The organism is Mesorhizobium sp. 01N446, assembly GCF_056399285.1.
Genome location: NZ_JBFTRA010000010.1, coordinates 175,673 through 197,240, shown reverse-complemented (window position 1 = coordinate 197,240; position 21,568 = coordinate 175,673). Strand labels below are relative to the sequence as shown.

The window sequence follows — 21,568 nt, the reverse complement described above, 5'->3', positions numbered from 1 at the left end:
TCATGGAGGCGACTGGCACGTCTCCGGCCCTCGTTGTCCAAAATGTCATAAAATCCTATGGCGGGCCGGTCGTGCTGAATGGGGTGAGCATCAAAGTCGATCCCGGGACAATTCTCGGGATCATCGGCCCCAACGGTTCGGGAAAGACTACTCTTTTCGGCGTCATTTCCGGCGCCTTTGCGCCGTCCTCAGGCGAAGTGTTTCTGAACGGGATCGACGTAACGCCACTTCGTGCATCGGCTCGAGCGGTGGCCGGTATCGGCCGCACGTTCCAGATACCCCAAACCTTTGCGCACATGACGGTTTTCGAGAATGTTCTGGTCGCCGCCAGATTCGGTGCGGCCCTCCCGAACCACGAAGCTGAAACCACCGCGTTTGAGGTGCTCCAAACGTGTGGTCTTCATGATCGCGGCGATACGATCGCAGGGACGCTACCTCTTCTGGATCGCAAGCGCCTGGAACTGGCTCGAGCACTGGCGACGAGACCTTCGGTGCTTCTGCTCGACGAGATTGCGGGGGGGCTTACCGATGACGAGGCCGCGGGAGTGGCCAAGCTCGTTCAGACATTTGCACGTAGCGGCGTTGCAATCATCTGGATCGAGCACCTCGTGCATGTATTGACCAATACGGCTGATCAATTGGCCGTTCTGGGTGATGGGCAAATTATTGCCCACGGCGATCCGCAACAGACCATGCAGATGCCGAAAGTCAGGCAGATCTACCTCGGCATGGAGCCGGATAGCCATGATAACAGTAACTGATTTGAGGGCCGGCTACGGGCCCCTGCCGGTGCTATTTGGGATTAGCCTCGAAATGAGCCGGGGCGAGACGCTGGCTCTAATCGGCGCCAATGGCGCAGGCAAAACAACCACATTTGCCGTGCTCACGGGACGCATTAAGCCGCAATCCGGGCATGTAACCCTCCGGGGAGGCGACATCTCTTCGATGTCGCCAATGCAGATCGTTGGCGCGGGGTTGGCAATGGTGCCGGAAGGCCGTCAGCTCTTTCCAAGCCTGACGGTCGAAGACAATCTTCTTGTCGGTGCTCATTGCCGGCGTTCCGGTCGATGGACCCTGGAGCGGGTCTACGAGATATTCCCAACGGTTGCGGAATTTCGCAAGCGACCATCCACGGCGCTTTCGGGCGGACAGCAGCAACTGGTCGCAATCGGTCGCGCCTTGATGTCCAACCCGGACGTTCTGCTATGCGACGAGCTTTCGCTTGGCCTTTCTCCCGTCGCGGTCGACACGGTCTATGTTGCGTTCGACAGGTTAAGGTCCGAAGGGCTGACCACGATCCTTGTCGAGCAGGACATTGCCAGAGCGCTTTCGGTCTCCAACCGCTTTGCCTGCATGCGGCACGGTCAGATCGTGCTTACCGGCGCTTCCGCTAACGCAGACCGCGCCGAAATTTCGCACGCCTATTTCGGGATGCACTGAAATGTTGGAAACGCTCATCAATGGAGCACTGGTCGGAGCACTGTACGGTCTTTACGGTCTCGGTTTGTCACTGTGCTTGGGACTCATGCGACAGATCAACATGGCGCATGGGGACTTTATCGTATTCTCTGCCTTCTTGGCGTTGCAGGTAACCGGCTTCCTCGGCATTCATCCTCTTTTGGCAATGCCCCTCATCGCGTTGATTATGTTTGCGGTGGGTTGGGCGGTGCAGCGCCTTTTCATCGAACGTACCCTTGGTCGTGGCGATATGCCGCCAATTCTCGTGACTTTCGGCTTGTCGATCATTCTCCAAAACGTGATGCTGGAGCTTTTCAGCGCCGATACGAGAAGTCTTGATCCGGGTGCGCTCGGGGCTGCGGCGGTTAAGCTTGGTCCGGTGACCGTCGGTATTCTGCCTCTCCTGACGCTTGTCGTATCAGTCGGCATTTTCGCCGTCACGGCCAAGATCTTTGGCGCCACACGCTTTGGCCGCGCAGTTCGTGCAACCTCCGACAACGAGCAAACGGCGCAGTTGATGGGGATCGCCACCAAGAAGGTATTCGCGAACGCAATGGGGCTGGCATTGGCAATATCGGCTGTCGCGGCAATCTTCTACGGAATGCGGGGAACATTCGACCCCTCGACCGGCCCCGAACGTATGCTCTTTGCTTTCGAAGCCGTCATCCTGGGAGGTCTGGGTTCCGTTTGGGGCACACTTTTCGGAGGCATTATTCTCGGCCTGTCGCAGTCCGCGGGAACGCTGATTATCCCGAGCCTCGGTCCCCTGGTCGGACACCTCGTGTTTCTTGTCGGGCTCCTCGCCGTGCCCAACGGTCTCTTCGCAAAGAGGGCGCGCACATGAACTCGGTTTCACCTCTTGCTCGTTCATTGTTCGCCCTGGCGATCACCGCCGCCATTCTGGTTGCCGTTCCGCTGGTGGCGTCGCGGCAAGCTGTCGTTCTAATCACGGAAGTCGCGGCGGTGTTGTCGATTGCCCTGATGTGGAACTTGTTGGCGGGGTTCGGCGGCATTGTGTTCATGGGGTTTCAGGTTTTTATCGGTATCGGCGGCTACACCTTGTTCGTTGCAGCAAACAGCCTTGAACTGACACCTTTCCCCCTCGTCATCCTGTCGGCGCTGGTTTGCGCGACGTTCGGACTCGCCATCACGCCGGTCCTGTTCAGGTTAGGGGGCGCACAGCTTGCAATTGGTTCCTGGGTTGTTTCAGAAGTCGTGCGCCTTGTGGTGTATCACACCAATTCTCTCGGAGCCGGTGGCGGGATTTCCCTTACCGCAATGCGCGGAGTGAATCGCTCCGTCCGCATTCTGGCGACCTACAGTACGTCCGCAATAGTTCTCATGACCGCGCTTGTGCTCTGTGTCTTTCTGATGCGGGGCCGTTTCGGATTGGCTTTGCGTGCCATGAAGGATAGCCCGGTAGCCGCAGAAGCCATGGGCGTTCCGATCCGCAGGACACAGACATACATCCTTCTGATTACGGCCGCGATTTCCGGAGCGGCCGGCGCCTGCTACTACATGATAGCCCTCCAGGTTAGCCCGACTGCCGCCTTTTCGGTGAACTGGATGGCGCTGATACTGTTTTCGGTCATCCTTGGTGGCATCGGCACCCTGGAAGGGCCCATTGTCGGCGTCGTCATCTACTTCGTGCTGCGTGAGACAATGGGCAATATCGGGTCACTCTACTTCATCGTTCTGGGAATTCTCGCCATCGGCGTGACGCTCTTTGCGCCGGCTGGTGCGTGGGGCTTGCTAAGGACTGGGTTCAAGTTCGACGTGTTGCCCATCCGCAGGAAAATGCCCAGCGAGATAAATCTACGAGAGAGAAAAATCATCTCGGAAGCATCGGTGCTGTGAGTGCGTCTCTCTTGCAATTTGGTAGCTGTCGCTAAACCAAAACAGGTCGAATACCCAATGGAGGAGTGTAGTCAGTTCGCCAATTTGAGCTGGGTCAAGCAAGGGCTCGATCCATAGTCCTTGCGGCCACGGCTTATTTGAACGTCCGATCAACTCCTGTTTGATCATGGGTTACGCTCGACCACAGCTGTCGCAACGAAGAATTTCTGACGGACCCTTTGAAAACATTGGTGATCCCGACAGGAATCGAACCTGTGACCTACAGATTAGGAATTTGACAGACGGCCTTTCCTGTTGTTGCCCGTTGCACGTCGCAGTACGATCTGACTTCCCATAATTGCTTGAGGTGGTTGCTTTTTTCGTGCTGCGCGGCTATCGTAGCGTAGAGATACCAACAGATCGAATGCATCGCAATCGCCGTATTAATGCCGTACTAATCGCAATGACAGACCTTCGTCTCTCCCTCACCGACCGCGCCGTCGCGAACCTTCAGGCCGCGACTTCAGGGCAATATTTTGCCCGCGATATCGACCTGCCGGGGTTCATGGTTCTTGTTGGCAAACGGCGAAAAACATTCGTCGTCCAGGGTGAGCGGAGGAAGGCGGGAAAGCGCCTTTCCGTCCGCATGAAGGTTGCTGAAGTTGGAGAGCTCACGACACGAGCGGCGCGGGCGAAGGCAAAGGACATTCTCGGGAAGATCGCCAACGGCGTGGATCCCCGCCCATCGAGGCAAAAGCCGGAGGCTGATTCCGCCGCCGTGGATTTGCCGTCGATAGGGAACCCCACTCTGCGCATTGCCTGGGAGCGCTACCGTGACGGGCACATGAATAAGAAGGGCAGGAGCGAAGGGACGATCAACAACTACCGCGATCATGTCGAGCGGCTGTTGGCTGACTGGCTTGACGAACCTCTGTCCAAGTTCGGCAATGATCCTGCCTTGGTAACGGCGCGGCACGAGAAACTGACCAAGGAAAACGGCGCCTACATCGCCAATGGCTGCATGCGAACGCTGCGGGCTGTTTACAACCATGCTCGCAAAGCCGCCCGCTCGTTGCCTGCGGACAACCCGGTATCAGCCATCGACTGGAATGCCGAGCATCGGCGCAACTCCGCGCTTGGTCTGTCGGATCTGGAAGGATGGTTCAATCAGCTTGCGGCCTTGAAGAACCCCGTTCGGCGGGAGTTCCATCTGTTCATGCTGCTTTCAGGCCATCGTCCTGAGGCAATCAGGAAGGCACGGGTAGAGCATGTTAATTTTCGCGCCCGTCTCCTGCACATACCCAGGCCTAAGGGCGGTGAGATCAAGGCTTTCGACATACCGCTGTCGAACGCGATGATCCGCTGTCTGGTCCGAGTGATGCGCATTGGTCGGGCCCTCTATGCAGATCAATCGCGTGACTGGCTCTTCCCGGCCGACAGTGGAAGCGGTCACATGGTCGAGCACAAGGAGAAGCGCGACGATCTGTCGAAATGGGGCAATGACCTGCGGCAGACTTTCCGCACAATCGCGCAGGCCGCAGGCGTTGCGGAGCTGGATGTTCACCTTTTGATGAATCACTCGATCCCGGGTGTCAACGCAGGCTACATCACGCGGAACAAGCTGCTGAGCGACCACCTGCGCCAGCAGCAGGAGGCCGTCTCACGACGGATGCTTGAGGCCGGGCGTTCACGGCAAAACGATTCGCAGCGCCGCACTTCTGCCTGGCCCAAGCTCCCGGCGAGGCGCATCCTAGATGGGTTGACGAGCGGCAAGAACTAGTGGCTGCACGGTCGCCTGCGCCTCAAGTAGGACCTAGAGATCACCTGCCTGTTCTGAAAGCCCACGTTGCAGGCGACCGCTCTGGAGGTCGCGGTCGCGCCACAAGCAATCATTTTGATCCTTGCGATTGAATGGCTCCTTTGGCTTGACTGGCGGTTGGTGGCAGTGGCTTCTCCCGACTGTTTTGCCGCGCATGGTGTGCCTGCGCATCCGCAGGATTTGGCCCGGCACGTCGCATCAACATGCGCCAAGAGACCGCCGGCGGCCTCTACGCCTGGGAGTTCGAAAAGGATGGACAGGCGCTGCGTGTCCGTGTGGACGGTCAACTTACCTTCAACAACACCTACGCCATGATCGACGCCGCGCTGGACGGCTATGGCGTCGCCTATGTGCCCGAGAACATCGTGGAGCGGCAGATCGCGTCGGGCCTGCTAGTTCAGGTTCTAGATGATTGGTCGCTCTTCTTCGGCGGCTATTTTCTCTACTATCCAAGCCGCCGGCAGAATCTTCCCGCATTAAAAGGTCATTATCGAAGCGCTACGCCAACGGGATTGAAGCGAGAGGAGCTTAACCCGGCGGTGTCTTACGGTGGGAGGGCTTTAGAGGCCAATAGACTAGACATAGTTGTCATCGTCACCGGTGTGGCGCGCATGGGATTCGAACAGGCTTAGACTTAATGGCCGCTATCAAGGAGTGGCCGGGATTCCTAGAAGCTTTCGAATTCTGGGTCGCGCCTCTGGCGCGTGCGTCCTAGGTCGTGAACGTCAGCACGAGCCCTACGCCGGAGGCTACTTAACGGTGACGGCGAGCTTGCCTGTGTCCTATCTCAGTCCGTCTTCTTCTGGTCCGACTACTCGCCCGGCTCGAACTCACCTTTGAACAAGATTGTTTCCACGGGTCCAAGCGGATTAGCGATCCGCCTCTCGAGTACTTCGACGAGTGTACGCCCGACCCCTGCCATGTCGACAGAATGAACGCCAATTTTGGCGGGTAGGAAGCGTGCCAGCCGCGTGCTGTCACGAGTGACAATGTGGACGTCCTTGCCCGGCGCAAGTCCTCTTTTGCCAAGAACGTGTAACGCCCCTAGAAGTCCCAGCTCGTTGGCGCACGCCAGGCCAGTCGGCGGGTCTGGCGACACCAGTAAACGATCGAACCAGGCGGCGCTCGATTCCATGGTGAACATGCCGTGGCCGATCAGCGACTGGTCGATCGGAATACCAGCCTCGGCCATTGCCCGTTCGTACCCAGAAAGACGCATGGCACTCGCCTGGTCCCCCGGAACGAGAAGTTGCAGCGCAATGCGTCGACAGCCCTTGTCCATGAGCTGTCGGGTCGCCTCGTAGGCAATCTGTTCGTTGTCGATATCGACATAAGGATAGGCGACGTCCAGGTCGGTTCTTCCGAACGCGACAAATGGCATGCCTTGATCCAGCAGCAGCTTGACGCGCGGATCGCTTGACACCATGCGCGTAATGATCAGTCCATCAGTGCTGCGCGCCTGAAGCTGCCGCTGCACACTCTCAACGGGATCGTCGTCGGGAGTCGTGGAATAGATGGACATACTATAACCCGCTTGCCGCGCCGCCAGCGTCATGCCTTCGATCAAGGGGATCTTCAACAGATCGGACAGATGGTCTTGTGTCTCCATCGGGTATATTGCCGTCATCGTCAGCGTGCGGCCAGTTTTGAGCGCGAAGCCATGATGATTTGGCACATAGCCGACCCGCTTCGCCACCTCCTTGACGCGAGCGATGGTCGAGGGATGAACTTCCGGCCCATCCTTCAGTGCGCGGGATACCGTGGTAACCGAGAGGGACAGTTCCGCCGCGATCTGTTTTAGATTGGCCATTCTGTCCTGACTTTTGTCTGCGAAAAGCGTCGGCTGAAATTTGCTGGAGCGTTCGTGACGTTACCGGATTCGATGTCCCGGTCAATTCAAACTCCTTCACGCAAGCATCTTGACTCTAGTTTCGATTAAGTGCAATCGTAACGTTACGATTAGAAATAAATGGCTCTTTTGAGCGCCATTTAAAGGGAGGAGAACCTATGTCCTGGCTACGCATTTCCTTAACAGCATTCGCAATCTCGGCTGCCTTGCCTGTCCATGCCCAGACGGTCACCATCACGACCGCTGGCGGCGACTATGGTAACGCCATTAAGGAAGCCATGTGGGCTCCCGCTGCAAAGGAGCTTGGCTATGATGTCCGCGAGGAGACCCTAAGCGACGGCCTGGCCGCCCTGAAGATGCAGGTCACCTCGGGTGCGGTCACCACCGACGTCATTCACCTCGGCTCACCGGAGGGCGCGCAGGCCGCCGCACAGTCGCTGCTGGAGCCGCTCGACTACAAGATCATCGATCCCAACTCCGTGCCGGCCGGTGCAAAGTCCGACTACTGCTATCCGTTCGACTCCTATGGCACCGTCTTGTCGTGGAACACCAAGACCTATGGCGAGAATCCGCCGAAGACCTGGGCGGAGTTCTGGGATGTCGCCAAATTCCCGGGCCGTCGCGCGCTGCGCGCCAATGCGCAGGACTCGATCGAGATCGCGCTGCTCTCAGATGGCGTGGCGCCGGCGGATATCTATTCCGTGCTTAGCACGCCGGAGGGTCTGGATCGCGCCATCAAGCGGCTTGAAGCGATCAAACCAAATGTCGCCGTGTGGTGGACCTCGGGCGCTCAGTCGGCGCAGTTGCTGAAAGACGGTGAGGCGGATCTGGTCATCACCTGGAACGGACGGGCAGAGACTGTGAAAAAAGATGGCGGCGCCGCCGACTACACGTTCAAGGGTTCCGTGATTGGCACCGACTGTCTCGGAGTACCGAAGGGGGCGCCGAACAAGGAAGCGGCCATGAAGCTGATAGCAGCGATGACACAGCCCGCGCGCGTGGCGAAGCTGACCGATTTCATCGCCTATGGCCCTGTAAATCCTGCCGGCTATAAGGGTGGCCTTATTCCCGAGGACCGTCTGAAGACCCTTGCGACCGCGCCTGAAAATGCCGGCACTTCAGTGTTTTCGAATGCGGATTGGTGGGTCAAGAACGGCGAGGCCGCCCAAAAAGCCTTCGATGAGATGATGGCCCGCTGAGTCTCAGCTTTAAGGCTGAAGCACATGATGAAGTCGCTCCCGATCACCATCGACAGCGTGCGCAAGACCTACGGATCTTACGTCGCGCTGGACGATGTCTCGCTCGACATTCAGGCTGGCGAATTCCTCACGCTCTTGGGGCCGTCCGGATCGGGCAAGACCACGCTGCTCATGGCTTTGGCCGGTTTTGTCCGGCCCGATTCCGGTAAACTTTTGTTGGACGATCGGGACATCACCCGCCTGGCCCCCAACAAGCGCGACATCGGCATAGTGTTCCAGAACTATGCACTGTTTCCCCACATGAACGTTCTGGCAAATGTCGAGTATCCGCTGGTGCTGCGCAAGGTGCCGAAAGCCGAGGCCCGCCAGCGGGCGCTTGACGCCCTAGCCCGCGTGAAGCTGGACGGTCTGGCGGAGCGCGACATTGCCGCATTGTCCGGCGGCCAGCGCCAGCGGGTAGCGTTGGCGCGGGCGATCGTCTTCGAGCCACGCGTGATGCTGATGGACGAGCCGCTGTCGGCGCTCGACAAGAATCTGCGCGAAACCATGCAGTACGAGATCCGGCGTCTGCACGACGATCTGGGGATCACCACCATCTATGTGACGCATGACCAGCGCGAAGCACTGATCATGTCAGATCGGATTGCGGTGATGAATTCCGGCCGCATTCAGCAGATCGACACGCCACAGCAGATCTATGATCGTCCATCGAGCCGCTTCGTCGCGGAGTTCATGGGCGAGGCCAACATTGTGGCCCCAGGCGCGGTGATTAGAATAGACGGCGCCGATTCATCACGCGAAGCTCTGATGATCCGCGCGGAAAGCTTCCATCTTGATGCGAAGCTCGTCGGGCGAGACGGGGTGGCGCTTGAGGGAATGCTGCGCGCCAAGGCGTTTCGCGGCGAGAACTGGCTTTTGACGCTGGCGCTTGACGGTGGGCAAGAGATCCTTGTCTGCATTCCGGCGGCGCTGGCCAGTGGCTGCGCCGAACTTGCCACCGGTCAGCGGGTGACCGCCTATGCACCAGCCGCGAAAGTTCACGCGATACCGGGAGCGGTAGTGTGACCGTCCTTGCCGATCCTGTACTCGCGGCAGACGCTCGACGCGAGCGGCGGTTCTTCCTCTCGCTGTCACTGCCTGCGCTTTTCATCGTCGGACTGGCGGCGATACTGCCCATCGTCTGGATCATCCGGCAATCCTTCCTGACCACAGGGGGCGAATACACCGTCGGCAATTACGAGAAGGTGCTGTCGAGCGGACTGACATGGTCGGCGCTCGTCACGACCCTTGAACTGTCCCTCGGCACGCTGGCGATCTGCATTCTTCTCGGCACCCCCCTGGGGCTCGCCCTGGCCAGCGCCAGACCGAGGGTGGCCAATTTGCTGATGGCCTTCGTCATGCTGCCATTGTGGACCTCCATTCTGGTGCGCACCTATGGCTGGCTCGTGCTGTTGCGGCGCGATGGCCTGATCAACGCGGCTTTGACCGGCTCAGGCCTGACAGCCGAGCCATTGCCGCTGGTCTACAACTTCACGGGAACGCTCATCGGCATGGTTCACTACATGCTGCCGCTCTTCCTGCTGCCCGTCTATGCCGCTATGCGCGATATCGACGCCAACCTTGTCCGCGCATCGGCGAGCATGGGCGCTACGCTCGGTCAAACGATCCGCACGGTCATTCTGCCGCTTTCGGCCGGCGGCATCTTCTCGGGTTCGATCATCGTCTTCATTTACACCATAGGGTTTTTCATCACGCCGGCTGTGCTTGGCGGCGGCAAGGTAAATCCTCTTTCCACCCGGATCGAGCGGACGCTGTCGACCTTCCAGGATTGGGGCTCGGCGAGCGTCCTGGGCATTCTGCTCCTCGTTCTTATGGCGTTGGTGGGGGTGATGTTCCTGGCTGCGCGGCGGCTGATTGCAGGAAGCAGAGTGGGCACAGCCCATGCTTGAAGCCTATCCGGACAACAGGCTGGCCCGCATCCTCCTGTGGAGCTTTTGCGCGCTCGTAATGGCGTTCCTGATACTACCGACGCTGGTGGTCGTGCCGCTGTCCTTTTCGTCGTCCAATCTTCTGGAGTTCCCACCACGCGCATACTCGTTGCGCTGGTACGAGAATTTCTTCGGTTCGGCGACATGGATGGCCGCACTCAGGACGAGCCTGATCCTCGGGACATTGACGGCGATGATCGCAGTGCCCCTCGGGCTGCTGGCCTCCATCTCGATAAACAGGCTCGGCGGAAAAGCCGCCGTAATCATTCAGGGCGTTCTGCTTACCCCGTCCATCGTGCCGGGTATCCTGCTTGCGATCGGCCTCTTCTTTGTGCTGGCGGCGCAACGTCTGGTCGGAACGCTGTTCGGTGTGCTGATCGGACATGTGGTGCTGGCCATTCCGGTCGCCTGCATTGTGTTGTTGCCCGCCCTGGCCCGCTTCGACTGGAACCAGGTTCAGGCGGCGCGCAGCCTCGGCGCAAACTGGGCGAGAGCCATTGGTGGCATAATTGTCCCGCAACTTCAGATCAGTCTGTTGTCGGCCACGCTGATGGCCTTCCTGACTTCGCTGGACGAGTCCGTGATTTCGATCTTCGTCGCCAGCGGTCAAAACAGCACGCTGCCGAAACTCATGTTCATATCTCTGCGCGATCAGATCGACCCGACCATTGCGGCGATTTCGACCTTGTGGACCGCCATCGTCATGGTCGTTGTCCTGATCGTGACCCTTCGCCAAAAATCCTGACCGAGACTGGAAACATGCCTACAGATCATCAAGCAGCCGGTGCTCCGGCGGATCAATCAACGGAAATCCCTCAGGTCGGGTTGGCCATCATCACTGGCTCGGCAAACTGGGGGCTGGCCTTCCCGGAAGATGTCGAATTCGAGGGTGTGCGCGCCTTGCAGCGCGACATGAGTTTTGAAACGCCCTTCGGTCGTTCTGACAACTGGAAGCTTCTCGAATTCGATGCGTCGATTACCGTCGAGGGCAAAACGAAACGTGCGTTGTGCATGTATTCGCACGGCAATCCGCGCGACCATATCGACCATTCCTGCCATCGCCGGGCGTTCTGGGTGTTGATGAAAGCTGGGGTAAGGCAAGTCCTGGCCTGCTCGACCGTTGGCGCCATCAACAAAGCGATCCAACCCGGCGACATGGTGGTAAACGCCGATATCATCGAACTGTCGCAGACCCCGTTTTCATTGCTTCCTGGCCGCCAGAGTTTCGACTGCTCGGGCAAGCAGATCGTATGTCCAAGATGTGCGGCATTGTTGGCCGAGACCGCCCGGCGCCATTGGCCAGCCGAATGCCGCGTCCATGGCATCGAACAGCAGTTGGTCGCTGCCCATTGCTACGGGCCGCGACTGACAACTCCCGCCGAAGCTCTGGCGTATCGAAACATGGGAGCGGACGTGCTCAACCACTCGATCGCCCCAGAGGCGACCTTGTCGCGTGAGATTGGCGCGTGTTTCGTGCCTCTTGCGTTCGTCACGGCCGGCTTCAACGACTATATGGACCGCAATCGCCAGAAATTGCTGCAAGAGGACGTGTTGCCGAGCCTCTCCATGACAGCCTCGCGGATTGCGCTGGAGACTGCGGCACGACTTCCAGCTGACCCTGAATGCTCTTGCCAGAGCTTGAAGTCGCCTCAACCGGCAGAGCGTTCTACTCGGTTCTGAAGCAGCGTGGTCTGGATTAGTCACCCACGACGCAGCTCGCATCGAACTGAGAGTTCGCATTTGGACGCCCTTGCTCGCAGCGTGCGGTCCGCTTCCGTCCCCAATTCAGACTACGAGTCATGCTTCATATCGCATATAGATAAGCCTCAGGCCTTGGGGTCGATCGGGTGCCGGCAGTCTCGTCTAATGGCGGTGCTGCATTTCCTTGATGACGATGCCTCCGTCCACAACGATCGGCTCGTCATCGAGGAAAAGACTGCAGCCACGCATCGGAATGTCGAGGTGGCAGGCGGTGTCGTTGGGACCGCCGAGTTCGTTGTTGGGGCCGGTCGAGAACATCACATTGCCGTAGAATGAGCGCAGCTCCATGCCCATGCCGCCTGGAAATTGGGTCAGGCCGTGCCACTGCGCCCGATGGTCGAGCCCCCAGCCGACATGGCTCATGCCCATGCCGCGCGGATCCTTGAACTCGCCCATATAGGATTTGATCAGCTCGGCCTCCAGGCCGCCGCGGATGTCCTGAACGAAGCCTTTCTCGATCGTGTAGACGACCGGTTCGCGCACGTAGGTGTTGAATGGCAAAAGCACGTCGCCAGGCGCCAGCACGATCTTGCCGTCAACGCCGTCGTCGGCGCCGCCAGTGAAGACAAAGGCCGCCGGCCAGTGGTCCCAGCGCCCGGGCTGGTCGGTGTAGCCGTATTCACCGACTGTCGGATAGACGCCGAGCTTGTAGACCACGTCAGTGCCATGGCGGGAGGTGATGCGCATGGTCTTGGCCTTTGACAGAAGCGCCTCACCGACCTCTACGCGCTCGCGCAATTCCCTGGTCGGTAGCAGCCGGGCAAGCAGCGGCGCGGGTTCAACCGCCGTCAAGACGCGCGCGCCCGCCGCCTGGATCGCCATCTGCTGCGGGCTGAACAAAAGAAAGATGAGGTCGACGACCATGTCGGCCTGCTTCAGGGCTTCGACCGCCTCAGGATTGGCCGCCAGGCCGGTCTCGCCGACCGCCCAGGTGCCATTGCCGGGCAACGGCGCGGGCAGGCGCATGTGATACATGCGTGCGCCGAGGCGCTGGCCGGCGGCGAGGAAGGCGTCGGCATAGTCGAGCCGCTCGCCGCCTTGCGACAGCACGATGACCTTCTCTCCTTCATGCACGCCGCTGAGCGTGAGCTGGTGCAGGCAGATTTCAGTCAGAACGTTGCGGTCCATTCAGCGATCTCCTTTGCAATGTGGGCGGCGTCGCGGCCCATGGGATTCGGTTATGCTTTCTGGATGGGCGCTCTTCGCTGACCGGCGCACCCGATTTCGTCCAGCGCCTCTTTCAGGCCGACGACGTCGCCATATTTGGCATCGATGTCGAACAGGTTGGCTTCATGCGGCCCGGCGTGCCGGTCGCCAACGCAATCTCTGACCACGATGGTTCGGAAGCCGTGCTGGACGGCATCGACGGCGCTTGCCCGGATGCAGCCGCTGGTCGAGCAGCCGGCGAGTATGACCGTGTCGATGCCATCGGCATGCAGCATCGGCGCGATGCTGGTGCCAAAGAAGGCGCTGGCATACTGCTTGGTGACCACCAGTTCGCCTGGGAGCGGTTCGACGCGGTCGCAGAACTCCGCCAGCGGGCTGCCGGGGACCAGGGCCGCCATAACCGGCGCCTTCTTCACCCAGATCCCGCCGTCGGCGCAGTTCGGCGCGCGGTAGAGGATGTTGGTGTGGATCACCGGCATGCCGGCTTGGCGCGCCGCCGCCAGCAGCTCGGGCGTGCGTGCGACGGCTTCAACCACGCCCTGCGCGAAGAGAGGCGCGCCGGGGGTCGTGTAGGCCTTCATGAAATCGATCACCAGCAGCGCGGGCTTGCGCCCGAAGCCGATGCGATGGCCCCAGACGCCGCTGTAGTTGTCGGCTGCCGCCTGCGTTTCCGCCTCGATGGGAATTGCCCGTTGAGTCAACGCCACCTCCCTCAGTACGCGCCGGAAAGCAGCGCTCCGGCGCCGGGAACGACCGGCTCCAGGCCGAGCGCCTTCAGCAGGCCGTAGGTGGTGGCGACCGCCGCCGTCACCACGGGTTTTCCGGTAAGGGCTTCGACCTTGGCGACGACGGGCAGCGACGGCATCTGCACGCAAGCCGACAGCACGACCACGTCAACGCCTTCAAGGTTCATGCCGGCAACGATGCCGGGCAGGTTTTCGGGATCGTGGCGCGCCACGTCGAGATTGTCGGGGATTTCCAGCGCGCGCCAGTCGGCGACATCGAAACCTTCCTCGCGGATATAGTTGACGACGAGTTCGGTCAGCGGCCGCATATAGGGTGCCACGACGGCAATGCGCCTGGGTTTCAGAACCTTGAGGCCATCGATCAGGGCGCCGGCGCTGGTGACGACCGGGATGTCGGCACCATTCTCCTGCGTGCGGCCGCGTAGCCGTGCCTCGGACTGGCGATGATAGCCGAGCCCCGTCGCCATGATGGCGACCAGGCAGGCATAGCCCAGCACATCGACGCGGGCATCCGAAAGCTCGGCGGCGCAACGGTCGGACTCGCCGTCCATCGCGGCGAGCTCGTCCTTGCTGACCGTTTTCATGCGCATGCGGCTCGAATGGAAGGTGAAGCGCTCGGGCCGGATGCCTTGGCGAGCCAAAAGCATCGCCGGAATCTCGGTCTCCATTGTCGTGTTGGAACTCGGCACGATCTGGCCGATCCGGAACGGTCTCGTGGTCATGCCGCTTTCCTCGCTGCCAGTGCGGTTCCGAGCAGCCGGTCAGCCGCGGCCAGAAATCCTTCGAGATTGTCCCAGGGGATCATGTGTCCGGCATCGGGCACGTGCTCGATGCGAATGCCGGGGTTGAGCGACTGAATTTCCGCTTCGTCGGCAGGTTCGATGACGCCGCCGCGCGTCGCCACCATCAGGCCAGCAGGGACGGGAAGACCGGACAGATCCTGATGGATGTCGTCGGTGTGGAAGCCCTCGAAGGCGGTAACGATAGCGTGTTCGTAGCAAGTGTGCAGCCACTCGGCGCGTAGCGCGCGCTGCTCGTGGCTCCATGTCGGACAGAACGCACGCATCGCCTCGGCATCCATGCCCATTTCTGCCTGCCGGATCGAATCCACGTACCAGGCCAGCTTCGACGGGTAGGGGCGTCGACCCGGGCCCGAGACGGGCGGGTCGACGAGCAGCAGCCGCGCCACACCGGCCGGGTTTCGCGTCGCGGCGCGGATTGCGATGCGCGCGCCCATCGAATGACCGAGCACCGTCACGCCGGAAAGACCGAGTGCTGCGATGAAACGCGAGAGGTCGTCGGCCAGGCTGTCGAGGCGGTAGTCGAGGTCAGGGCCTGATTGCGACAAGCCCCGGCCGCGCACATCGAGGACGTAAACGTCGAATTCACGGGCGAGCGTTTCGGCGACGAAACCCCAGGTCACTGCCGGGCTGGTAATGCCCGGCACCAGCACCAGCGGCGCTCCCGCGCCGAGATAATGCAGGTAGTGCTGGCGGATGCCGTTGGCTGCGACATTGGCGCCTGTGACCGTTGCCGCGCTCACTGCGCCGCCTCGCTGCTCTGCAGCGGCGTCTCATAGACGTCGTAGCCGAACACCCAGGCCGGGTCTTCCTGGCTGCGCAGCCAGGTATTGGCGTTGGAAACCGCCTGCACGCGCGAGGCGCGATCTCTGCGGTTTGCTTCGTAGAGGGCGAAGGCCGATGCGTGGTTGCCGGTCCCGGTCTCGCCGAGACACCGCGCCAGCATGGCCGCGTCCTCGATCGCCATGGCCGCACCCTGCGCCATATGCGGCTTCATCGGGTGGCAGGCATCGCCGAGCAGCACCATCCGCCCCTCGCTCCAGACCGGCAATGGTTTGCGGTTGAGCAGCGGCCATTTGGTGACCTCGTCGCTGGCGTCGATCAGCGCTTCGACGACCGGATGGCAACCGGCAAAGGATTGCCGCATCTCCTCGCGGCTCGACAGTACGAACGCCCCGTCGAAATCCCAGGCCGGGTGGGGAACGCCGGTGACGTAGTAGTACTCACTGCGGTCCGCGGTGGTGTGATAAACCATCATGTGGCGGTCCTCGAACCACCATTTCACGCAATCTTCGAAGTCCAGGCCGTAGCGTCTCAGCTTGTCGGACGAAATCACCGCCCTGTGGGCGACCCAGCCGCTGTAGTTCGGCTTTTCCTCGCCGAGCAGAGCTTCGCGGACCTTCGAGTTGATGCCGTCGGCGCCGATAACGATGTCGGCCGTGACCCGAGTGCCGTCGGCGAAGCTGAGTTCGACGCCGGCGCCATTGTCCGCGACCGCGTCCAGCCGCCTGCCGAAGTGCAGGTTTTCCGGCCGCAACAGCGACACCTGGAGCGCGTGCAGATCGCCGCGATGGACGGTCACATAGGGAGCGCCATACTCTTTTTCGGCGAACGCGCCGAGCCGAATTCGGGAATGATACTCGCCGGAGCGCCCGTCACGGCTGAACCAGAAATCGGGCTTCGATCCCATGGCGACAACAGCGTCGTCCATCCCGAGTTGACGAAACACCCGCATGACATTGGGACCCATATGGATGCCGGCGCCGATGCGTGAGAATGCGGGCGCTTGTTCGAATACATCGACCTGAAAGCCGGCTTGCTGAAGAAGGGCGCCGGCGGCGGCGCCTCCGAGGCCAGCGCCAATGACGGCAATTTGCGTTTGGATTGGCATGGGCTTGTCGACCCTCCCGTATGAGATCACAGCTGCGACAATCTGCGCATTTAAAGAGTACACACTGTAAATGTCAATCGTAAAATGAGGAATCAGAGGAAGAGTTTCGCTGTGTACGGCGCCTTTGACACAATCTGCAAACCGGGTATTATAGTGTATGCGCTTTTTTTTGGCACGTTCACGATGGGGCTCTGGTGCGGCTTGGGGTCCGATAAAAAGGACGGGACGCGGGCAACCGCGCCTTGATCCCCGCAGGTCCGGCTTCCAACAGACTGTCGGGCAATGTGTCTCGGAAATCGAATATGAAAGCAGCGGAAGCTGTCTTGCATTGCGCGACGACGGCGTTTTATGCATGCGTCGGATGCTACGACTTTGGAGTGGGACACGCGGTGCCGGATCACAGGCCAAACCAAGCGGATCGCATCGAGGATGCGGATCGCTATGTTTTCACGGACCAGGTCGGCTACCTGCTTCGGCGGGCCTATCAGCGACATCTCGCAATCTTTCAGGCGAATGCCGGCGATCCGCAGCTGACGGCAGTTCAATTTTCGACGTTGTGTGCGCTAAAGGACAGCGGCCCTCAGTCGCAAGGCGAACTCGTGAAGGCAACAAGCGTCGATCAGGGCACGATTCGCGGGATCATCGACAGGCTGAAGAATCGCGGCTTGATCGCGTTTTCGAAGGACGGCGCGGATGCGCGCAAGGTAATCGTCTCCATCACGGCCGCCGGTCTGCAATTGCTGGAAGCTGTCGTGCCTCATGCGAGAGATGTCACCGAACTGACCTTGAAGCCCCTCAATCCTGCCGAGCGTATGGCACTTCTCCACACGCTTCGCCTGCTCGGCGACAATACAGACCCGAACGACTGAAGTACGCCATAGTGATTGCAGGTTTCAGCAAGTCAGGATGGCGGCCTTGATTGCGCTGAAGGTCAACGGATTGGCAGTCCAGGTCTCCGTCGGACCGTCGACGCCGCTCCTCCTCGTGTTGCGAAACGACCTCGGCCTGAATGGCCCAAAATACGGTTGCGGCCTTGCTGAGTGCGGGGCCTGTGCGGTCCTCGTCGGTGATACCGCGGTTCGCTCGTGTACGGTGCCGGTCGGCGCGATCACCGGCCGTATGATCACCACATTGGAAGGGCTAGGCACGCCTGAGCACCCTCATCCGGTTCAGGCCGCGTTCATCGCAAATAACGCTGCCCAGTGCGGCTATTGCATCAATGGGATGATTATCGCCACCGTGGCGTTGCTACGGAGCAATTCCAGGCCGGACGAGAGCGAGATTCGAACCGCGCTGCGCCACCATCTATGCCGCTGCGGCACGCATCTTGAAATCCTTGCCGCAGTTCGCGAAGCGGCGCTCGCCACCTCGCAGGTCGCGGTCGCGAACGTCGCGGAGACCGCTTCATGACTGGCCCGCGCGACCGGTCTGCAGCAGCCTATATGACAGATCCCGATACGCTTCTGGTTCTACGTCCAAATCCTTTAGTGGGCAGGGACGATGAGCTGTTCCTTGCGCTCGACGCAAAGGGCAACGTCACAGCGTTTAATGGCCATGTCGATCTCGGCACCGGAATTCGCACCGCATTGGCCCAGATCGTGGCCGAGGAGTTGGATGTCCCATTCAACCGCGTCCGCATGGTGCTAGGGTCGACCTCGGCTACGCCGGATCAGGGTGCGACCATCGCCAGCGAAACCATCCAGATCAGTGCAAAGCCGTTGCGTGCTGCGGCTGCGACGGCCCGCGCCCATCTTTTGGAATTGGCTGCCGCGCGCTTCGCCTTGAAGACGGAAGATCTGGTCGTCGAGGACGGCGTGGTCCGCGCGAGAGATCCGGCAACAAACCGCGTGGTCACCTTTGGTCATCTCATCGCAGGCGCCAACACGCGCCTGTTCATCGATCCGCACGCTCCCGTCAAGCAGGCTGCGCAGTATCGCATCGTCGGCCGGCCGCAGCCACGCCCCGACATACCGGCCAAGGTCACCGGCACATTCACCTACGTCCACGACGTGCGTCTGCCCGGCATGCTGCACGGTCGTGTTGTCCGACCGCCCTATGCCGGCTTCGACTCCGGTTTGCATGTCGGTGCCAGCCTGACTTCCGTTGACGAGAACTCGGTTGCCGATGTGCCGGGCCTCTTGGCGGTGGTGGTGATAAGCGACTTCGTCGGCGTGGTTGCGGAACGCGAGGAACAGGCCGTCGAGGCCATGCAACGTCTCGACGTGCGATGGCGCGACGCTCCGGATATGCCCGACCTCAATGCGCCCGAGGCGGCGTTGCGCGGCAATCCTTCATCGGCCCGAAAGCTTGCCGATCGAGGAGATGTTGAACGCGGCCTCGGCGCGACAGCCGAGCCGATGCAGCGCACTTATGTCTGGCCTTACCAGATGCATGGTTCGATCGGACCGTCCTGTGCGGTCGCCGACTGGCGCGACGACGGTCTGACCGTCTGGTCGGGCACGCAGAACCCATTTCCGATGCGCACCGACCTGGCAAAACTTCTCGACATATCGGAAGAGCGGATCGTCGTCGAACGGCTGGAAGCCGCTGGATGCTACGGACGCAACTGCGCTGACGACGTAACTGCTGACGCCGCTCTAATGTCCAGGGCAGTCGGGCGGCCGGTGCGCGTCCAACTTACCCGCGAGCAGGAACACGCGTGGGAGCCAAAGGGTGCCGCGCAGATCATCGACGTGCGCGGCGGCCTGGACGAGGAGGGTGGTCCGGCTGCCTATGACTTCGAAACCCGCTATCCGTCCAATCTGGCACCAACCCTTCCGCTGATCCTGACCGGAAAGGTCTCGCCGGTCCCCGAAGTCGCGCTGATGGGAGATCGCACAGCTGTTCCTCCCTACGCATTCGGCAATCTGCGCGTCACTGTCCACGATATGCCGCCGCTGGCTCGCGCCTCGTGGTTTCGTGGCGTTTCGGCGCTGCCAAACAGCTTTGCGCATGAATCCTTCATCGACGAGTTGGCTACGGCGGCTCAAGTCGATCCCGTGGAATACCGCCTGCGCTATCTCACCGATCCGCGCGCGATCGATCTGGTCCGAGCCGTGGCCGAGCGCTCCGGATGGAAGCCCCACATCAAGCCGGGCACGCATGGCCACGAGGGCGACATTCTGTACGGGCGCGGCTTTGCTTATGCTGTCTATGTCCATGGTCCTTTCCCCGGAAAGGCGGCGGCTTGGGCAGCTTGGGTCGCCGACGTGGCGGTGAACAAGGTGACGGGCGAGATCGCCGTGACCAAAGTTGTCTGCGGGCAGGACACAGGCGCGGTCATCAACCCTGACGGCGTGCGTCACCAGATCCATGGCAACGTCATCCAGTCGACCAGCCGGGTTCTCAAGGAAGAGGTGAACTTCTCATCCAGCGCGGTCACCAGCCTGGAATGGGGTGCCTATCCGATCATCGGCTTTCCCGAGGTGCCGGACATTGACGTGCTGATGATCCCGCGCCCCGACGAGCCGCCCTTGGGTGCCGGCGAGTCCGCATCGGTGCCGAGTGCCGCCGCCATTGCCAACGCGGTTTTCGACGCCACAGGCGTGCGCTTTCGCGAGCTGCCGCTGACGCCGGAACGCGTGCGCGCTGCCTTGAATCCGCTGACGACCCCGCCGCCATCGAACGAAAACAGGCGAACGGCCAAACGTTCGAGCCTGAGGTTCGCCTGGCCACTCGCCGGCGCCCTTTCCGGCGCTGTCGCCCTCGGCGCGGGGATTTTTCCATTCAATGCGGCCATAGCCCCGGTGGCGCGTCCGCTACCCGACGTCTTTTCGCCTGCGACGATCGAGCGTGGCCGACTGGCGGCTGCGGTGGGAGCCTGCAACGTCTGCCATGTCGGCGCCGGCGGCAGGCCGTTCGCGGGGGGTAGGGCTCTCGAAACCCCTTTCGGCATCGTCTACGCCACCAACATCACCCCGGATGAAGCGGCCGGCATTGGCAGTTGGTCCTATCCGGCTTTCGCCCGGGCGATGCGCCAGGGCGTCGCCCGCGACGGACATCACCTCTATCCGGCACATCCTTACACATCCTTTGCCAAAACAAGCGAAGCCGATCTCGAGGCGCTCTATGCCTATCTGATGGCCCAGCCGGCGACAGCGGCGAAAGCACCGCAAACACAGCTGCGTTTTCCCTTTGGCATGCGGCCATTAATGGCCGGGTGGAACGCGCTTTTCCTGTCGTCGTCGCCGGCACCGGCTGATCCCACCCGCGATACCGCGTGGAACCGGGGCGCGGAACTGGTGGAAGGGCTTGGCCACTGCAGCGCCTGCCATTCGCCGCGCAATGCCATCGGCGGGGAGATCAAGGGCTCGATGCATCTTGCCGGCGGCGTTGCCGACGGCTGGCACGCACATGCGCTGACGGCGAAATCCTTCGCTCCGATCGCCTGGAGCGAGAAGGCTTTCTACGATTATCTGCGCACCGGCCATTCTACTGAGCACGGCGCGGCGGCCGGGCCGATGGCCCATGTGGTAGACTCGCTGGCGCCACTTCCGGACGCGGACATCAGAGCGATGGCGGTCTATCTCGCGAGTTTCAACGTCAGCGGCGAAACGTCTCCAGCCGACGCGTCGGCCGGGAGCGCAATCGCAGCTGCAAATCTTGCCGCCCCCACTGCGGCGGTCGCATATCCTCGCGGTGCACGCCTGTTCGCTGGGGCTTGCGAGGCCTGTCATTCGGAGGCGTCGTCGATCACGTCGCTGGCCCTCAATACCAATCTACATGCCGATGCGCCGGACAATCTGCTCCACGCCGTCCTGGAAGGCGTGTCCGCGCCAGCTGCCTCGCCGCTGAGGACAGACGCGGGCGATTTCGGTGTCATGGCGATGCCGGCCTTCGGCGGCGTGCTGCATGATGCCGATCTGGTCGACCTCGTGGGTTATCTAAGGGCGCGTTTCGCACCCGGCAAACCCGACTGGCAAGCCATCCCGGACTCACTCGCCGCCCTCCGATCCGCTCATCATTGAACCAACGGAAATATCATTCCCAAACACCAACGTTCCCGCCGAACGGCCAGGGGAGATGGTGTTCCCACCGCTCGGGGCACGCATCAC

19 protein-coding genes and 1 pseudogene are annotated in these 21,568 nt (G+C 61.0%); 14 read left to right on the top strand and 6 right to left on the bottom strand.

What is annotated here, in order from left to right; genetic code table 11:
• Positions 1-2: 2 nt before the first annotated feature.
• The 6 genes and pseudogenes from AC1DPX_RS29965 to AC1DPX_RS29940 form a co-directional block, all read left to right on the top strand.
• On the top strand, positions 3-761 hold the full coding sequence (locus AC1DPX_RS29965) for an ABC transporter ATP-binding protein (RefSeq protein ID WP_202357658.1): 759 nt from the start codon (positions 3-5) through the stop codon (positions 759-761).
• Positions 745-1,440 carry an ABC transporter ATP-binding protein gene (locus AC1DPX_RS29960; protein WP_477241232.1) on the top strand — a complete coding sequence of 232 codons (696 nt, stop codon included), beginning with the start codon at positions 745-747 and terminating at the stop codon, positions 1,438-1,440. The genes AC1DPX_RS29965 and AC1DPX_RS29960 overlap by 17 nt, the downstream gene beginning before the upstream one ends.
• A gap of 1 nt (position 1,441) precedes the next feature.
• The gene (locus AC1DPX_RS29955) at positions 1,442-2,302 is read left to right on the top strand and encodes a branched-chain amino acid ABC transporter permease (RefSeq protein WP_477241230.1); all 861 of its coding nucleotides are present in this window, start codon (positions 1,442-1,444) and stop codon (positions 2,300-2,302) included.
• Positions 2,299-3,315, top strand: coding sequence for a branched-chain amino acid ABC transporter permease (locus AC1DPX_RS29950; protein WP_477241228.1), 1,017 nt, complete (start codon positions 2,299-2,301; stop codon positions 3,313-3,315). Before AC1DPX_RS29955 ends, AC1DPX_RS29950 begins: the two co-directional genes overlap by 4 nt.
• A gap of 346 nt (positions 3,316-3,661) precedes the next feature.
• Complete coding sequence (locus AC1DPX_RS29945; protein WP_477241313.1) at positions 3,662-5,074, top strand: tyrosine-type recombinase/integrase; 1,413 nt, start codon at positions 3,662-3,664, stop codon at positions 5,072-5,074.
• Positions 5,075-5,221: 147 nt separating this feature from the next.
• Positions 5,222-5,629 (top strand): annotated as a pseudogene (locus AC1DPX_RS29940) (LysR substrate-binding domain-containing protein); the annotation flags it as partial.
• A gap of 295 nt (positions 5,630-5,924) precedes the next feature.
• Here the strand turns inward: AC1DPX_RS29940 and AC1DPX_RS29935 are convergent.
• Positions 5,925-6,923, bottom strand: a complete 999-nt coding sequence (locus tag AC1DPX_RS29935; protein WP_127263673.1) for a LacI family DNA-binding transcriptional regulator — start codon at positions 6,921-6,923, stop codon at positions 5,925-5,927.
• A 197-nt stretch (positions 6,924-7,120) separates the two neighbouring features.
• Between AC1DPX_RS29935 and AC1DPX_RS29930 the strand changes: the two genes are divergently transcribed.
• Genes AC1DPX_RS29930 through AC1DPX_RS29910 form a run of 5 tightly spaced genes read left to right on the top strand, consistent with a single transcriptional unit; the run spans position 7,121 to position 11,829 of the window.
• Entirely contained in the window at positions 7,121-8,161 is a 1,041-nt protein-coding gene (locus AC1DPX_RS29930; RefSeq protein WP_140780160.1) for an ABC transporter substrate-binding protein, read from the top strand.
• Positions 8,162-8,188: 27 nt separating this feature from the next.
• Positions 8,189-9,226: an ABC transporter ATP-binding protein gene (locus tag AC1DPX_RS29925; RefSeq protein WP_477241311.1), complete on the top strand. Its 1,038-nt coding sequence runs from the start codon at positions 8,189-8,191 to the stop codon at positions 9,224-9,226.
• Positions 9,223-10,110 (top strand): ABC transporter permease, encoded by an 888-nt coding sequence (locus tag AC1DPX_RS29920; RefSeq protein WP_477241226.1) that lies wholly within the window; start codon positions 9,223-9,225, stop codon positions 10,108-10,110. Before AC1DPX_RS29925 ends, AC1DPX_RS29920 begins: the two co-directional genes overlap by 4 nt.
• Positions 10,103-10,894 (top strand): ABC transporter permease, encoded by a 792-nt coding sequence (locus AC1DPX_RS29915; RefSeq protein WP_477241223.1) that lies wholly within the window; start codon positions 10,103-10,105, stop codon positions 10,892-10,894. Before AC1DPX_RS29920 ends, AC1DPX_RS29915 begins: the two co-directional genes overlap by 8 nt.
• Positions 10,895-10,908: 14 nt before the next feature.
• Positions 10,909-11,829 carry a phosphorylase family protein gene (locus AC1DPX_RS29910; RefSeq protein WP_127263665.1) on the top strand — a complete coding sequence of 307 codons (921 nt, stop codon included), beginning with the start codon at positions 10,909-10,911 and terminating at the stop codon, positions 11,827-11,829.
• Positions 11,830-12,012: 183 nt separating this feature from the next.
• Here the strand turns inward: AC1DPX_RS29910 and AC1DPX_RS29905 are convergent, their stop codons facing one another.
• Genes AC1DPX_RS29905 through AC1DPX_RS29885 form a run of 5 tightly spaced genes read right to left on the bottom strand, consistent with a single transcriptional unit; the run spans position 12,013 to position 16,514 of the window.
• Complete coding sequence (locus AC1DPX_RS29905; protein ID WP_477241221.1) at positions 12,013-13,038, bottom strand: 2,5-dihydroxypyridine 5,6-dioxygenase NicX family protein; 1,026 nt, start codon at positions 13,036-13,038, stop codon at positions 12,013-12,015.
• 50 nt (positions 13,039-13,088) lie between these two features.
• Positions 13,089-13,778 (bottom strand): N-carbamoylsarcosine amidohydrolase, encoded by a 690-nt coding sequence (locus tag AC1DPX_RS29900; RefSeq protein ID WP_477241219.1) that lies wholly within the window; start codon positions 13,776-13,778, stop codon positions 13,089-13,091.
• Positions 13,779-13,789: 11 nt separating this feature from the next.
• Positions 13,790-14,545, bottom strand: coding sequence for a maleate cis-trans isomerase family protein (locus AC1DPX_RS29895; protein ID WP_477241217.1), 756 nt, complete (start codon positions 14,543-14,545; stop codon positions 13,790-13,792).
• Complete coding sequence (locus tag AC1DPX_RS29890; protein ID WP_477241215.1) at positions 14,542-15,366, bottom strand: alpha/beta fold hydrolase; 825 nt, start codon at positions 15,364-15,366, stop codon at positions 14,542-14,544. The genes AC1DPX_RS29895 and AC1DPX_RS29890 overlap by 4 nt, the downstream gene beginning before the upstream one ends.
• Positions 15,363-16,514, bottom strand: coding sequence for an FAD-dependent monooxygenase (locus AC1DPX_RS29885; RefSeq protein WP_477241213.1), 1,152 nt, complete (start codon positions 16,512-16,514; stop codon positions 15,363-15,365). The genes AC1DPX_RS29890 and AC1DPX_RS29885 overlap by 4 nt, the downstream gene beginning before the upstream one ends.
• Before the next feature lie 389 nt (positions 16,515-16,903).
• On the opposite strand from AC1DPX_RS29885, the gene AC1DPX_RS29880 reads away from it, so the two are divergent.
• The 3 genes from AC1DPX_RS29880 to AC1DPX_RS29870 are packed head-to-tail and all read left to right on the top strand — an operon-like array spanning position 16,904 to position 21,481.
• Positions 16,904-17,383, top strand: a complete 480-nt coding sequence (locus AC1DPX_RS29880; RefSeq protein ID WP_477241309.1) for a MarR family winged helix-turn-helix transcriptional regulator — start codon at positions 16,904-16,906, stop codon at positions 17,381-17,383.
• A 37-nt stretch (positions 17,384-17,420) separates the two neighbouring features.
• Positions 17,421-17,924 carry a (2Fe-2S)-binding protein gene (locus AC1DPX_RS29875; RefSeq protein ID WP_477241211.1) on the top strand — a complete coding sequence of 168 codons (504 nt, stop codon included), beginning with the start codon at positions 17,421-17,423 and terminating at the stop codon, positions 17,922-17,924.
• Complete coding sequence (locus AC1DPX_RS29870) at positions 17,921-21,481, top strand: molybdopterin cofactor-binding domain-containing protein (RefSeq protein WP_477241209.1); 3,561 nt, start codon at positions 17,921-17,923, stop codon at positions 21,479-21,481. Before AC1DPX_RS29875 ends, AC1DPX_RS29870 begins: the two co-directional genes overlap by 4 nt.
• Positions 21,482-21,568: the final 87 nt, after the last annotated feature.

Coding starts and splice junctions, on each gene's coding strand:
- AC1DPX_RS29955 (WP_477241230.1), top strand. CDS start 1,442: ATGTTGGAAACGCTCATCAATGGAGCACTGGTCGGAGCACTGTACGGT.
- AC1DPX_RS29905 (WP_477241221.1), bottom strand. CDS start 13,038: ATGGACCGCAACGTTCTGACTGAAATCTGCCTGCACCAGCTCACGCTC.
- AC1DPX_RS29870 (WP_477241209.1), top strand. CDS start 17,921: ATGACTGGCCCGCGCGACCGGTCTGCAGCAGCCTATATGACAGATCCC.
- AC1DPX_RS29960 (WP_477241232.1), top strand. CDS start 745: ATGATAACAGTAACTGATTTGAGGGCCGGCTACGGGCCCCTGCCGGTG.
- AC1DPX_RS29965 (WP_202357658.1), top strand. CDS start 3: ATGGAGGCGACTGGCACGTCTCCGGCCCTCGTTGTCCAAAATGTCATA.
- AC1DPX_RS29895 (WP_477241217.1), bottom strand. CDS start 14,545: ATGACCACGAGACCGTTCCGGATCGGCCAGATCGTGCCGAGTTCCAAC.
- AC1DPX_RS29915 (WP_477241223.1), top strand. CDS start 10,103: ATGCTTGAAGCCTATCCGGACAACAGGCTGGCCCGCATCCTCCTGTGG.
- AC1DPX_RS29935 (WP_127263673.1), bottom strand. CDS start 6,923: ATGGCCAATCTAAAACAGATCGCGGCGGAACTGTCCCTCTCGGTTACC.
- AC1DPX_RS29885 (WP_477241213.1), bottom strand. CDS start 16,514: ATGCCAATCCAAACGCAAATTGCCGTCATTGGCGCTGGCCTCGGAGGC.
- AC1DPX_RS29910 (WP_127263665.1), top strand. CDS start 10,909: ATGCCTACAGATCATCAAGCAGCCGGTGCTCCGGCGGATCAATCAACG.
- AC1DPX_RS29925 (WP_477241311.1), top strand. CDS start 8,189: ATGAAGTCGCTCCCGATCACCATCGACAGCGTGCGCAAGACCTACGGA.
- AC1DPX_RS29930 (WP_140780160.1), top strand. CDS start 7,121: ATGTCCTGGCTACGCATTTCCTTAACAGCATTCGCAATCTCGGCTGCC.
- AC1DPX_RS29875 (WP_477241211.1), top strand. CDS start 17,421: ATGGCGGCCTTGATTGCGCTGAAGGTCAACGGATTGGCAGTCCAGGTC.
- AC1DPX_RS29950 (WP_477241228.1), top strand. CDS start 2,299: ATGAACTCGGTTTCACCTCTTGCTCGTTCATTGTTCGCCCTGGCGATC.